Below are 14,648 nucleotides of genomic sequence, written 5' to 3'. Positions count from 1 at the left end.
ATGGAAAACCAAAACAACAACTCAAAATTAAAAGCAATAATACTTGTATTATCATTATTATTGCTAGCCAGTTTAGCTTATATGTTTAAGCTTAGTTCAGATAATAAGAAGTCTGAAACTGAAAATGTCAATTTAGTGACTGAAAAAGAAGCAGCACTTAATGATTTTGCTCAATTAAAAGCTACTTATGATGCTGCAATTGCAGAGAACACTTCAATGTCTGAAGAATTAATAGCAGAACGCGATAAGGTAGTTAAATTAATGGATGAATTAAAAGCTTCAAAAGGAGATGTTGCTTCTTTGAGAAAATTCAGAGAACAGTATCGTACACTCGAATCAAAAATGAATGAATTGGTAAGAGAAAATGATGCTTTGAAAAAAATGAATCAAGATTTGACTACTCAAATTGACAGTACAACAACAATTTTAGTGGAAGCCAAAGAATACAATCAAGTACTTGTTGGTCAAAACGAAGAATTATCGAAAACTGTTGAAATTGCTTCTAAACTTTCTATCTTAAACTTAAAAACCGGAGCTTATAAAGTAAGAAGTTCAGGAAAAGAGGTGGAAACAGAAAGAGCAGGTAGAGCTGACATTCTAAAAATTAGCTTTACAATTGCTGAAAACAAAGTAGCTAAGTCCGGTGACAAACAATACTATGTTCAAGTAATTGACAGTAAAAGCAATGTTTTAGGAGAAAAGAAAACCGTTGAGTTTGGTGAAAAATCACTAACATACAGTTTTATTTCTACCGTTTCCTATAAAAATGATACGGTTAGTGTGACTGAAAATTTACCGGGATCAAGTTTTGAAAAGGGAACGTACTTTGTAAACATTTTTGACAAAGGAGAGTTGGTTGGAAAAACTAGTTTTACTTTGAAATAAGATTTTGAACTACTAAGAGAAAGGAGCAATGAAAGTTGCTCCTTTTTTTTATCAAAAATTTATAAACCTTAATGTTCCTTAATTGCTTAACGGTTTAAAAAAATTAAATTGTTTTTCCTTCAATTATAACTTTATCAATCAAATTGGATCCAAATTCATACGGCAATTGATAAAAAGAGTGAATTGGTTTCGTGATGATTAAATTCGCTTTTTTTCCAATGGTAATACTTCCGTGTGTTTCAGAGATTCCCATGGCATAAGCCCCATTTATTGTAGCGGCATTTATTGCTTCTTCAGGAGTCATTTTCATTTTGATGCAAGCGGTGGCCACAACAAAATTCATGTTTCCTGATGGTGTAGTTCCCGGATTATAATCGGTTGCTAAAGCAAGTGGTAATCCTGCGGCTATCATTTTGCGAGCCGGAGTATAGGGAATGCTTATAAAATAACTGCAAGAAGGAAGTGCAACCGGTATGGTGTTAGCGTTTTTCAAAGCTTCAATATCTTCATCTGTTACAACTTCCAAATGATCTACACTCAAGGCGTTGTGTTTAACACATGCTTTGATTCCGTCAATTGCGGTAAATTGATTCACGTGAATTTTTGCAATTAAACCGAATTTTTTTCCGGCTTCCATGATTCGTTCGGTTTCTTCAACAGAAAAATAACCGGTTTCTAAAAATGCATCAATATAATCGGCTAAATTTTCATCAGCAATTTTCGGTAACATTTCATTGATAATTAAATCAATATAACCGGAATGATTGTCTTTATATTCTTTAGGAAAAGCATGAGCTCCTAAAAAAGTGGCTTTTATTTTGATGGGATAATTTTCAGCCAAACGTTTGATTACGCGAAGCATTTTTAGTTCGCCATCTACTGTTAAACCATAGCCTGATTTAATTTCGATAGCTCCGGTTCCCAGTTTCATGACTTCTTCTAATCTAACTTTTGATTGTTCATAAATTTCATCTTCACTGGTTTCATTGAGTTTTTGTGCCGAATTTAAAATGCCACCCCCTCTGTTTGCAATTTCTTCATAGGATAATCCGTTTATTCTGTCCACAAATTCCTGAACGCGATTGCCTGCATAAACCAAATGCGTATGGCTGTCACACCAAGTGGGTAATACCACACATTCGCTGGCATCAATTTCAAGCTCTGCATGGATTTCAGGGCAATTTTCCATTGCACCAAATGCTGTGATGATGTCATTTTCAATCAATACATAAGCATTTTTTAATAGGGGTAGATTGTTCATCTCTGCTCCGGAAACTTTTAAAATACTAGTTTCTCTCACTTGAAGTAACTCTTTTATATTTTTTATAAGGGTTAACATAAATGGTTTTTATATAAAAATTTATGTAAAAATAGAATGAAATAATTAAAACTCTTATTTTTATAAAAAAATAAGTACTGTGAAACGACTTAAATATAAAAAAGGCAGAAAAGTTCAACCCAATTATTTTGAATATACGGGACATCACAAAGAACAACCCGTTGAAATGCAATTGTTTGTTTACAATGAAACCGATTATGTTGAAAATATAAACGTTACCTTAGAATTTATAGAAAATGAATTGCCAAAGCAGTTTGCCACTAAGGATGTCAAGTGGTTGAATATTCACGGTTTGCATGATGTTACCTTGATTAAAAGAATTGTAGAGATTTTAGAATTAGATACTTTTATTGCAGGTGACATTTTGAATGTATCAAAACGAACCCGAATGGAAGAATTAAATGATGTCTTGTTTTTTAGTATCAAATCCATTCTTCCTGAAAAGGATGAAAAAACAGTACATGTTGAGCAAATCAGCTTTTTATTAAAAGGGAATTTGTTGGTTTCATTTCAAGAAAAGCGAGGTGATTTCTTTTCACACATCAGAGAACGCATCAAGACAAATTCCGGAATTGTTTGCAAAAAGAACAATGATTTTCTTTTGTATCTCATGTTAGATGCCGTGATGGAAAATTTTTACATTACCATTGAAAAATTTGAAGATGCGATAGAATTGTTGCAAACAGAAGCAAAAACTATCGAAAACCAAGATGTTTTAGTGCGAATTGAAAAATCAAGGGAAGAATTAAATTACTTAAAACGCTCTTTAATTCCGTTGCGAGATTCTTTATATAATTTAAAATCGATTCAAGATGATGATGATTATGCTGGAATAGAAAAGTCAAATTTTACTTTTTTTGCCCGTTTGCATCAAAAAAGTTTGGAGCTTTTGGATCAGATTGATTATGATATGAATTCTTTGGAAAGTGCTTCCAGTTTTTATTTTTCGGCACAAAGTCATCGCATGAATGAAATCATGAAAACGTTGACTATTGTTTCGGTGGTGTTTATTCCGCTCACATTTATTGTTGGAGTTTATGGAATGAACTTTGAAAACATACCGGAATTGGCCTATAAAAATGGTTATTTTGTTACCTTAGGTGTAATGTTTATTTTGGTTTTAGGAATGATTTTCTATTTCAAAAGAAAGAAATGGTTTTAACTTTTTTGACGAAATTAGGGGTTACATTTATATAAACCGCATAGGAGTAACAGAGGCTTATGAAAAAGTAAAGACGCTTTGCTTTATTTTAGTAAACATCGTTTAAAAACCAAAAATAGGTATATATATAAGTGTTATTTCAAAGCTTTTGTGTTTACTTTTTTGAAAGGATTTTTCTAATAAGGTTGTTTTATTTTTAAAAAATCCTCTAAAATATTTATTTCATCTATATTAAACGAATATGAGTTATATTCGACTGATACAAGATTAGATACATCACATTCAAAACAAATTTTATTGATTCCTACTATTTTTGATTTGTTTTTGAAAATTAAAATATCACGAAAAATTGGCATACATTCAGAGAATGATTCGTCACTTGACTTTTTGTTTTTGCATATATAGCTATTTATAAATTTTAAACTTTTCTCATTTAATTTAATTTTAGAATAATAATTACCAATTTTATCTAAATTGAGACTATCACTGATAGTATTAAAATAATCATTTAATATATTTCTTTTGATTGTATCTTTTTGACTTGTTTTATGTCCGTTAAAATTGTCAATATCTAAATGGTAATAATCAATTCTATCATATTCGAAAATAGTATTACTACACTCTTTAATTTCATATTTATCACTATTGATAGTTGGATTAGTAATTAGTAAATAGGTTGAAAACAATGTAATTACTATACCAGCAATAATAATAGTACTTGTTGAAATATAATTAAAATATGTGGACCTCTTTGTTTTCAAAATTCTAGATGTATTTGATACTTTTTTTATGAAATATTGTTTTAAACTATATTGTTTTACAATTTTAAATTTTAAACATTAAGTGATAATAGTGAATGGTTATTTTTAATTCAACGTCAACGCTCCTAAAATTTCTTCCGACATAAACGGTCCGCCGGGATAACGAGCCGTATAATCCAGATTCAACCAAATCTGTCCTCTTTCGTCTATATGGTAGTGAATTTCTTTGTTTTTACTTTCTGTCACAAAAAGCACTTCTTTGATTAAATAAACGGCAGCTTCCAAATCACTTTTTTTACCCACAAGCATTTCCGGATAGATATGACCACCGGTGTGAATGAGTCGGGGAGTGCCACCAACGGCTCTGATGCATGCGGCCATTAAGATGGCGTGATCATCACAATCGCCTGAAAAATGAATCAAACTTTCAGTAGCGTGAGCAATATATTCTTTCCCTTTTGGGTCGTTTACATAATTCCAACGGTTTCTTATTTCTTTGAAAACGGCAAAACATTGAATCATTCTCCGATGTTCTTTTTGACCTTTCACATCTTTAAAATGAAGCGTGGTTGCCGTTAATGCAAAGTTTCGCACTTTCGGATTGTCATATTCTATTGCTTTTAAAATCTGTGATTTATTTGGAAATGGCAATAATTTTGAAATCATAATATCCTGCGGATTCGGATCTTCTGTCATCGAATAAATCATATAACCATAATCTTGAAAAACCGATTCAAAACCATAATTGCTAAAAAGAGTTCCGTAAATTAAAACTATCAAATATACAGCAATTCCTAAAATCAAAATGGTTCGTATCAATCGTAGAATAAGTTGAATAACAACCAAAATAATAACTGCTAAAAGTATTCGGTCTAAATCCAACCACCAATTGAAGTCAATTATATTTTGATGGGCAATGATAAAAATTGGAATGGCAATCAATACATTCAAAACAAAAATAATCACATCATCCCAAGGTTTTTTGACCTTAAGTTTTGCCTTTATTTCCTTAAAATTGATTGTTTCGAATAGTTTCATTGTGTTAAAAACGGCAAAAAGCTAAAAGCCGTGCACGATTTCAACAAAAGTACTTTTTTTATCGATAAGGCTAAGGTCAAATAGCTGATTTTGAATTTTGTTTAACGTTTCATGACTAATAGTTGTCTGTGACCATTGTGTTTGAGACAGCCAAGCATCAATATCTTCTGTTTTTTGATTGAACCTGCTAGCCAACGTCCGGTTGATACTCGGAATGTCTTTAAACTCTTCTGTTGTGGTGTTGATGATTTCTAAAATCAATTCGATGGTGTGTGGGTGTTTTTCCAGAATTTCATTGCGAACCGCAATTACAAAACACGGCCACGGAGTAGGGCAGTCGGCAATTCTACGGAAAGTTCCATTATCAACTAATGGCTTTGTCATAAATTTTTCCCACATAAAATAATCAGCCTTCCCACCAGATAAAGCATCCACTGCTCCATCAATCGTGTTGACAATTTCAAACTGCAAATCATTAGTTTTCCAACCTTGATTTTGAGCATTTACAATTGCCATTAAATGCGAACCTGAACCCATTCTGCTAATGGCAACTTTCGTGTTTTCTAAATCCGACAGACTTTGATAGTTGGATTTAGCATCCACGTGAATTCCCCAAATGAGTGGACTTTCCACATAAACCTGCACAATTTTTGATGGATTTCCGGCATTGATGTCTTTTACAATTCCTTCGGTTAAAATCACGGCAATATCCGTTTCGCCATCTCTTAACATTTGGCACATTTTTCCGGTTCCTTCGGGAACGTCTGTCCATTGTAAATCGATTCCCGCTTCTTCAAATTCTCCGTTTTCAATGCACAAATGCCAAGGTAGGTTGAAATGTTCGGGAACGCCTGCTATTTTGATGGTTTTCATTTTTTTTAGTATTAAGATGAGCGTATTAAGATATTTAACAGACTTAAATCAGGGACGTACAACAGACAACTGATAACAGTCATCAGACAACAGACAACAGACAACAGATTTTCCATCATCCACCATTTCCAAATCACACCTTCTTTATCCGGATAATCTTCCATAAACTGAAAACCTACTTTTTGTAAAACATGGTTGGAAGCTCCGTTTTCACCATGGGTGTATGCGTGCATTTTTTCAATATTCATTTGATTAAAACCATAGTCTAACCAAGCAATGGAGGCTTCTGTAGCATACCCTTTGTTCCAAAATTTCTCATTTAAACGATAACCGTAATCGTAGAAATTGGTGTTGCCATTTTCTTCGTGGTCGTTAACGAATTTAATTCCTGTCCAACCAATGAATTCGCCGGTTTCTTTTAGAATTGTTGCAAAACGTCCAATTTTATTTTCACGATATTGCTGTTGGACGTATTCAATAGTCTTAATCGTTTCGCTAATCTCTTGCGTTGGCTTTTGCCAAAGGTATTTGTGCAAGCTGGGATTATTATCCATTTCAAAAAAAGCATTTGCATCGCTTAATTCAAGCGGTCGAAGGAGGAGGCGTTTGGTTTCGAGGGTTAGATTCATTATTCAATTTTTTCAGCAATTACAATCAATAAAATAAAAACAACTATTCCGGCAAAAAAATTCTTTTGTAAATTAGTAAATCCATTTTTATCTTTTACAAGGTTTTCAATTTCTAAATAATAATCTAAATCATTGCGATAATTTTTATCAAATAAAATATTTATTATTCTGAAAAATATCCATCTGATGATTCCACCAATTCCATTAAAAAAGCTTTGTAAAATGTAATTCATTATTCTAGGTAATGTTTTTCAGTTCCCCCTTTGGGGGTTAGGGGGCTTTACTCCGCCAATTTATCTAACGCATATTCAATCAACGCATCCACCGCTTTGTATGGGTCTTCACTAAAAGTTCCATTTGCTCGGTTAGCAATAATCGCATTCAACGATAAACATTGATGACCTAACAATTTACCTAAGCCATAAATCGCAGCGGTTTCCATTTCTAAATTGGTCATTTGAATGCCGTTATAATTGAATGCATCCATTTTAGTATTTAAATCTACATCTTGTATACCTAAACGTAAAACGCGTCCTTGTGGACCATAAAATCCGCCTGCCGTTCCGGTGAAACCTTTATGAATTTGATTGCTTTCAAACTTTTTGGCTAACGATTCACTTCCTTTAATCACATACGGACGGCCTTTTCGTAAATCCCAATTTGTTTGATTGATAAACGCTTCTTCGATGTCTTTTTCGGAAACAGCATCAATTAAGTAGGAGCGAAGCATGTTGTCTAATCCCAAACCATGCGAACTCATCACAAAACTATCCACAGGAATATCGGCTTGCAACGAACCGGAAGTTCCAATTCGAACAATGTTTAACGAAGTTAGATTTTCTTTTATGGTTCTGGTTTTTAAATCGATATTGACTAATGCATCGAGTTCGTTCATTACAATATCTATGTTATCCGGACCAATTCCGGTGGACATAACCGACATTCGTTTGCCTTTATACATTCCGGTTTGCGTTTTGAATTCTCTTTTTTGTGTAGAAAATTCAATGGAATCGAAATGCTTTGTTATTTTTTCTACCCGATTTTGATCACCCACAAAAATAATGTCGTGAGCAATGTGTTCCGGTAGTAAGTTTAAGTGATAGACACTGCCGTCGGGGTTGAGTATTAATTCGGATGATTGTATCATTTTTTCTGAGTTGCTGAGTGCCTGAGTTGCTGAGTTTCTGAGTGACTTAGTTTCAACATTGCAAACAACTTGAAACCTGAAACTTGAAACAAATTTTACCCTCCTACACGTTTGGTTTTAAATCCTTTTTCTTGGAGAAATTTCATTATCTTATCACGGTAATCGCCTTGAATGATGATTTCACCGTCTTTGAAACTTCCGCCAACGGCAAATGTACTCTTTATTTCCTTGGCTAAGATTTTGAAGTCTTCATCGGCTCCTTCATAGCCTGAAATAATTGTAGTGGGTTTGCCTTTTCGTTTTTCGTATTTACAAATCATCGGTTCTTTTTGAACGAATAATTCATGGGGTGTTTCCTCAACTTGTTCCGGTTCGTTGGAAGGTTGATGGTCGGGGAAGAGTTTTTTGAGTTGTTCACTTAAATCGTGCATGTTGTTATTTTTTTGGAACGCGGATTTAACAGATTCGCTAAAGCGAAACGCTGATGTTGACGGATTTGCTTCGCAAGGATCTGATTAAAACGGATTTTTTCTTATCTTTCTGTTATTTTCAAATACTTTTCTTCTGAACTCAGGCTTCTTGCCAAAATTAAGTAACAAACCAACTTCGCAGTCTGTTGCTCTCAAATAGTTTAATAATTGTGTTTCAAACTCTTCAACTACGCATTCAGCTGCTTTTAATTCTAATATAACAGTATCATTAACGATTAAGTCAGAATAATAATCACCAACATTATTTCCTTTATAAAAAACTTTAATCTTCTTGTTGGGAACAACATTTAAACCTTTTTCTTTTAATTCTAAAAATAAAGCATTTTGGTAAACTTTTTCCAGAAATCCGTATCCTAGTTCATTATATACTTCATAAAATGTTTTCAAAATGAGTGCTGTTAATTCTTTATGTAATAAGTGCATATAGTTATTTTTTAATGGTTTAAATCTGTAAAAATCCGCGTTTCGCTTTAGCGAATCTGTTAAATCCGCGTTCCAATATGGCGTATAGTAATATAGTGTTCCAAAAATAAAACCAAACCCCATATAAATGGAATTTGGTTATTTATTCATAAAGAAATTTACTTCTTAATCAATCCCAAATCAACCAAACGTTCGTGCAGAAATTCACCTGCAGAAATATCTTCGTATAATTTTGGATTGATTTCATTAATGCAATCTTCCAGCACATCCAAACGCATATCGCTTACGGGGTGCATAAAGAAAGGAATTGAATAACGGGAAGTGCCCCATAATTCTCTAGGTGGATTCACTACTTGATGGATGGTTGATTTTAATTTGTTGTTGGTATGACGCGACAACATATCACCTACATTAATCATTAATTCGTCTGGTTCAGCCATGGCGTCAATCCAATCGCCGTTGTGGTTTTGCACTTGCAACCCTTTTCCTTGAGCTCCCATCAATAAAGTAATCAAGTTGATATCACCATGAGCTGCAGCTCGTACCGCATCTTTAGGTTCGTCGGTAATGGGTGGGTAATGAATGGGTCGTAAAATACTGTTTCCGTCTTTGATGTAGTTGTCAAAATAAAATTCATCCAAACCTAGATACAACGCCAAGGCTCTCAACACGTAAACACCTGTTTTTTCAAGCATTTGATAAGCTTCTTTTCCTACTTCATTAAACTTAGGTAATTCAGTTACTTCTACATTATCCGGATATTCTCCTGCATATTTTGAATCTTTGCTAACGTATTGACCAAAGTGCCAAAACTCTTTTAAATCACCTGCAGATCGTCCTTTGGCATGTTCTTTACCAAAAGAAACATAACCTCTTTGGCCACCAATTCCTGGAATTTCATACTTTGATTTGGTTTCTATAGGAAGCGAAAAGAAATTACGCACTTCGCTGTACAATTCATCTACCAAACGATCATCTAAAAAATGACCTTTTAAGGCAACAAACCCTATATCTGAATAAGCTTTTCCGATTTCATTTACAAATTTTTGTTTGCGTATCGGGTCATCCGATAGGAAATCACGCAAGTCAACACTAGGAATTTTTTGCATATTAAATTATTATTTGTTAATAACTCAAAGTGAGTTGAATGCTTGTAAATACAAATGTAGATAAATATTTCAAACTGCAAAATTGAAAGTTATTAACAGCTACGAAAACGTTTTATAAAAAACTATAACATTACCAATCAGATTTGTTATTTTTTGTACTTTTGAAAGCGTTTTTAAAAATACCCCAACTATGATTTTCGATAGAAAAAACCTTTCTGATTCTGCTTTACTGAATTTGTACACCTCTTTGTTAAAGCCACGTTTGATTGAAGAAAAAATGCTCATCTTACTAAGACAAGGTAAGATTTCCAAGTGGTTTTCCGGCATTGGTCAGGAAGCGATTTCGGTGGGAATTACTTCAGCGTTGGACAAAGATGAATATATTTTACCGATGCACCGAAATTTAGGTGTTTTTACCACCAGAGATATTCCGTTGCAACGTTTATTTGCTCAATGGCAGGGAAAGAAAAGTGGTTTTACTAAAGGTCGTGACCGTTCGTTTCACTTTGGAACGCAAGACTATAAAATAGTTGGGATGATCTCGCATTTGGGTCCGCAATTGGGTGTGGCAGATGGAATTGCCTTAGCCAATAAACTCCAAAAAAACGGTAAAGTTACTGCCGTTTTCACAGGAGAAGGTGCTACTAGCGAAGGGGATTTTCACGAAGCACTAAACATTGCCGCCGTTTGGGATTTACCTGTTTTGTTTGTGATTGAAAATAATGGGTACGGACTTTCAACCCCTACGAACGAACAATACCGCTGTGCAAATTTGGCAGATAAAGGCATTGGTTACGGCATGGAAAGTCATATCATTGACGGTAATAATATTTTGGATGTGTTCACCAAAGTAGCTGATTTGAAGGCTTCATTACGTGAGAATCCGAGACCGGTTTTGTTAGAGTTTTTAACCTTTAGAATGCGTGGTCATGAAGAGGCGAGTGGCACCAAATATGTGCCACAAGAGTTGATTGATGAATGGGCTCAAAAAGATCCTATAGAAAATTACCGAGGCTATTTGAAAGAAGTTGGCTTGCTGACCAATGAGCAAGATGAGGCTATTCGGTCGTCATTCAAACAAGAAATGGACGAACATATTCGTTTGGTTTTTGACGAACCGGATATTATTGCTGATTTGAATGAAGAATTAAATGATGTGTATAAACCGTATGCTTTTGAGGCGTTTACACATTCCGATACAACCGAAAACATTCGCGTGATTGATGCCATTACTCAAAGTCTAAAACAATCCATGGAGCGTCACCCCAATTTGGTTATCATGGGGCAGGATATTGCAGAATACGGGGGAGCATTTAAAGTGACCGATGGTTTCGTAAACCTTTTTGGAAAAGAGCGTGTTCGCAATACACCTATCTGCGAAAGTGCTGTTGTTTCTGCGGGAATGGGATTATCGATTAACGGACATAAAGCCATTGTGGAGATGCAATTTGCCGATTTCGTTTCTACGGGGTTTAATCCGATTGTGAATTTATTAGCGAAGCAACATTACCGTTGGAATGAAAAAGCCGATGTGGTGGTTCGAATGCCATGTGGTGGTGGCACGCAAGCCGGACCGTTTCACTCGCAAACCAATGAAGCTTGGTTTAGTAAAACCCCGGGATTGAAAGTAGTCTATCCTGCGTTTCCGTATGACGTGAAAGGTTTATTGAATACAGCGATTAACGACCCGAATCCGGTGCTGTTTTTTGAGCACAAGCAATTGTACCGAAGTATTTATCAAGACGTTCCGACGGATTATTATACCATTCCGTTTGGAAAAGCGGCTTTATTGAAGGAAGGGACACAAGTCACCATCATTTCGTTTGGTGCGGGTGTGCATTGGGCTTTAGAAACCTTAGCTAAACATCCTAATATTAGTGCGGATGTCTTGGATTTACGAACCTTACAACCTTTAGACATTGAAGCCATTTATGCCTCAGTAAAGAAAACAAACAAGTGCATCATTCTTCAAGAAGACACGCTCTTTGGTGGAATAGCCAGTGATATTTCTGCCATGATAATGGAAAACTGTTTTGAACATTTAGACGGTCCGGTGCGAAGAGTGGGTAGTTTAGAATCGCCAATACCCTTTGTAAAAGCGTTGGAAGACCAATATTTACCGAAAACACGATTTGAGAAGGAGTTGTTGGAGTTGGTGGCGTATTAGAAAATAAATATCGTAGGTAGGTTTTTATATTTTATAAGAATTAGAATTTGCAGACGCCTACAACATAAGGTTAGGCCTACTATTTTAAAATAAAATTGGATGTTTGTAGTGTTTTTAAGTTTGATAGATGATAATCTCCAAATCCAATGGAAGTATACAAAAGACTACTTATTAATAGCAATAAAAAAGCATAAAAAAGAAGCCGTCTCACAATTGAGACGGCTTTTTAAATATAAATTGAACTAAGAACTTTACTTTTTAATCAATTTCAAATAGTCTTTATAGTTTGTTCCTAAAACTTCTACAACATACATCCCTGATTTGTAATCAGATCCAAATTCATAAGTAGACTGTGCCATTACTTTAATTGGTTTTGCAACCAATTGACCTGATGCAGTATAAATGGATACCATTAAATCCGTGTCGGAAATATTTTTCAAGAAAAAAGAAGCATCCGATGGATTTGGATAGGCTGTTACTATAATACCTGCTGAATTTGTAGGCATTTCATTCTCTGTTGTATCTGGACTTGATGGATTGGCGGTTTTGCTTAATTGTGGTGTGGTTAATCCGGACACCACTACATCTCCACCAAAAATAAATGTCTCAATAGTTTTATTGACTACCCAATTGTTTGAGTACCATAAACCACCTGCATTTCTTTGCACTGTAATCCCCACTTTATCAAGAACATTTGAAAGTCCGGTTGATGAATAATCTCCTAAATCTACTAAAAGTGTACAGTTACCTTCAATAGAAACTAACGTGGTAACCCCATCTACAACTATTTCTTCAGAAATGTTTGCCTTTGAAGTAAACTTGGCTGTAGGTGCTGTAATAGCAAGACTGGCAATCGCATTCGATCTAACAACATAAGTATGTAACTCTCCTGGCGTGTAAGCTCCGTTCTTGTCATAATAACTGTAAATTCTCAAAGATACCTTACCTTTTGGTGCATTCACTTTGTTACCTTTCATACTGTAAGCAACATCAAAGGCAGCTTCAGCTTTGTGTAAAAGTGAGCCTTTCACATAACCGGCACTTAGCACATTGGCAAGTCTTGCTCCTCCACTGATATTTCCACCGGGAACGAGTTTACCAACAATAATCTGGCTTGTTGAATTTATTTGATCAAATCCTTGTGCATTAGAGGTACTGTTTTTATAATTACCACCAATTACAACACGAATGTCATAGATTTCAGAAGTGGCATTTTGAGGAATCGACAACTGTACGATTGCTGCGACTGTTCCTCCCATACCTGGATTCTGTGGATTAACATACCCTACCGGTAAATTGGTAGCACTCGGAATATTCGTCCATGTAGAAGCTCCTGCAGGTCTAACCTGAAAAGTTACTCGTGCTGTTGCAATATCTCCACAATTATCTGTAGATTTATTTTTTAAGAATGCCTGTAACGTAACCGTAGCAGTATTACTGGTAGCAGTTGTAGTCCATACAAAGGAAGGACCGGTATAGTAAGCATTAGCTTCCGGATCGGCAGCTGCATCTTGTGCTACTACATGTACCGTAAACAACTCACTAGTAGTGCTTCCACATTGGTTGGTTACCACCACATAATAATAGTGTGTACCAACACCTATACCTAACTGGTCTCCCATATCTTCGTCATAATAACCATTAGCAGCAGGTACTTTATACTTGTTGGCTAAAGGAAGTGCTATTGGGAAGAGTGCTGTTCCACCTGAGGCATTCGGCCCTGAAGTTTTAAACCACTGATAACCAGTGATTATACCATTATTACCACTCACTTTCAGTTCAATGGCAGAATCACAACCATAAGTAACTGTAATTTCCTTTGTAGTAGTTACAACATCATCAATTTTATAATTGGTGATGGATGGCAATAGTGTTACTTGCTGTGACTTGGTTCTTGCAGAACTGGTTCCACAAGTATTACCGGCAGTAACAGTAACGTTTCCATTGGCAGTTCCAACGGTTACGGTAATGGAATTAGACCCCTGACCTGAAACAATACTCCAAGTAGAAGGTACTGTCCAATTATAAGTTACTCCTACAACATTTGTTACTGTATAGGTCTGGGTTGAACCCTGACAAACCGTTGCAAAGGTACCATGACCTCCAGAAATGGTAGAAGGTTGATTTGGAATATTAATTAACGTTACAGTTACTGCTAATCTTTCTATACTTTCACAAATGTTAGTAGTTTGACTAGCGTAATAAGTTGTCCCATTTACAAGAGCAGTTGTAGCAGAAACAATGTTACCACCAGTTGCTGCAGCATACCATTTGATGTTATTTCCTGTTGCTGTAAGATCAGACACTTTAGGTGCATCAGCTGAACAGAAAGACTGTTCTTGAGTTCCTGATGGAGCTAAAGGCATAGGATAAACCGTTATAATTCTTGTAGCAGTAGCATCAGAACATCCACCTATACCGGCTACGGTATAAGTCATGGTAGCTTCTCCGGCAGCAACACCTGTTACTTCACCAGATTGACTATCTATAGTTGCAACAGCAGTATTACTTGAAGACCAAGTACCACCAGAAACTGTTGAACTTAATGTTGTTGAACCAGCTATACAATTAGCTTGTGTACCACTTAAAGTTCCTACTGATGGAGCCGCATTGATTACAAAATC

14 protein-coding genes are annotated in these 14,648 nt (G+C 35.2%); 3 read left to right on the top strand and 11 right to left on the bottom strand.

Annotated elements, in window-relative coordinates; translation table 11 throughout:
- Entirely contained in the window at positions 1 to 885 is an 885-nt protein-coding gene (locus B3L86_RS01825) for a hypothetical protein (protein ID WP_291114416.1), read from the top strand.
- Between the two features lie 103 nt (positions 886 to 988).
- On the opposite strand, the gene hutI is transcribed toward B3L86_RS01825, so the two are convergent.
- On the bottom strand, positions 989 to 2,224 hold the full coding sequence (gene hutI / locus B3L86_RS01820; RefSeq protein ID WP_291114413.1) for an imidazolonepropionase: 1,236 nt from the start codon (positions 2,222 to 2,224) through the stop codon (positions 989 to 991).
- Between the two features lie 79 nt (positions 2,225 to 2,303).
- Between hutI and corA the strand changes: the two genes are divergently transcribed.
- Positions 2,304 to 3,386 (top strand): magnesium/cobalt transporter CorA, encoded by a 1,083-nt coding sequence (gene corA, locus B3L86_RS01815; protein ID WP_291114410.1) that lies wholly within the window; start codon positions 2,304 to 2,306, stop codon positions 3,384 to 3,386.
- Between the two features lie 176 nt (positions 3,387 to 3,562).
- Here the strand turns inward: corA and B3L86_RS01810 are convergent, their stop codons facing one another.
- The 9 genes from B3L86_RS01810 to B3L86_RS01770 form a co-directional block, all read right to left on the bottom strand.
- Positions 3,563 to 4,147, bottom strand: coding sequence for a hypothetical protein (locus tag B3L86_RS01810; RefSeq protein WP_291114407.1), 585 nt, complete (start codon positions 4,145 to 4,147; stop codon positions 3,563 to 3,565).
- A gap of 105 nt (positions 4,148 to 4,252) precedes the next feature.
- Positions 4,253 to 5,185 (bottom strand): transglutaminase domain-containing protein, encoded by a 933-nt coding sequence (locus B3L86_RS01805; protein ID WP_291114404.1) that lies wholly within the window; start codon positions 5,183 to 5,185, stop codon positions 4,253 to 4,255.
- A 21-nt stretch (positions 5,186 to 5,206) separates the two neighbouring features.
- Positions 5,207 to 6,058 (bottom strand): substrate-binding domain-containing protein, encoded by an 852-nt coding sequence (locus B3L86_RS01800; RefSeq protein WP_291114401.1) that lies wholly within the window; start codon positions 6,056 to 6,058, stop codon positions 5,207 to 5,209.
- A gap of 11 nt (positions 6,059 to 6,069) precedes the next feature.
- Entirely contained in the window at positions 6,070 to 6,687 is a 618-nt protein-coding gene (locus B3L86_RS01795) for a GNAT family N-acetyltransferase (protein WP_291114398.1), read from the bottom strand.
- Positions 6,687 to 6,920: a hypothetical protein gene (locus tag B3L86_RS01790; protein WP_291114396.1), complete on the bottom strand. Its 234-nt coding sequence runs from the start codon at positions 6,918 to 6,920 to the stop codon at positions 6,687 to 6,689. The genes B3L86_RS01795 and B3L86_RS01790 overlap by 1 nt, the downstream gene beginning before the upstream one ends.
- A 47-nt stretch (positions 6,921 to 6,967) precedes the next feature.
- Positions 6,968 to 7,834, bottom strand: coding sequence for a nucleoside phosphorylase (locus B3L86_RS01785; protein WP_291114393.1), 867 nt, complete (start codon positions 7,832 to 7,834; stop codon positions 6,968 to 6,970).
- Positions 7,835 to 7,929: 95 nt separating this feature from the next.
- Positions 7,930 to 8,265 (bottom strand): translation initiation factor, encoded by a 336-nt coding sequence (locus tag B3L86_RS01780; protein ID WP_291114391.1) that lies wholly within the window; start codon positions 8,263 to 8,265, stop codon positions 7,930 to 7,932.
- An 84-nt stretch (positions 8,266 to 8,349) separates the two neighbouring features.
- Positions 8,350 to 8,748, bottom strand: coding sequence for a GxxExxY protein (locus tag B3L86_RS01775; RefSeq protein WP_291114388.1), 399 nt, complete (start codon positions 8,746 to 8,748; stop codon positions 8,350 to 8,352).
- Positions 8,749 to 8,906: 158 nt separating this feature from the next.
- On the bottom strand, positions 8,907 to 9,857 hold the full coding sequence (locus B3L86_RS01770; RefSeq protein ID WP_291114386.1) for an isopenicillin N synthase family dioxygenase: 951 nt from the start codon (positions 9,855 to 9,857) through the stop codon (positions 8,907 to 8,909).
- 190 nt (positions 9,858 to 10,047) lie between these two features.
- Here B3L86_RS01770 and B3L86_RS01765 point away from each other — a divergent pair, with 190 nt between their 5' ends.
- The gene (locus tag B3L86_RS01765; RefSeq protein ID WP_291114383.1) at positions 10,048 to 12,024 is read left to right on the top strand and encodes an alpha-ketoacid dehydrogenase subunit alpha/beta; all 1,977 of its coding nucleotides are present in this window, start codon (positions 10,048 to 10,050) and stop codon (positions 12,022 to 12,024) included.
- 251 nt (positions 12,025 to 12,275) lie between these two features.
- Here B3L86_RS01765 and B3L86_RS01760 read toward each other — a convergent pair.
- The coding region (locus B3L86_RS01760) for a T9SS type A sorting domain-containing protein (protein ID WP_291114380.1) at positions 12,276 to 14,648 on the bottom strand (2,373 nt) is incomplete at its 5' end.

The organism is Flavobacterium sp. UBA6135, from assembly GCF_002428305.1.
In the GTDB taxonomy this organism is placed as follows: domain Bacteria; phylum Bacteroidota; class Bacteroidia; order Flavobacteriales; family Flavobacteriaceae; genus Flavobacterium.
The sequence above is the reverse complement of the archived record's forward strand: the minus strand, read 5'-3'. Positions and strand labels throughout refer to the sequence as shown.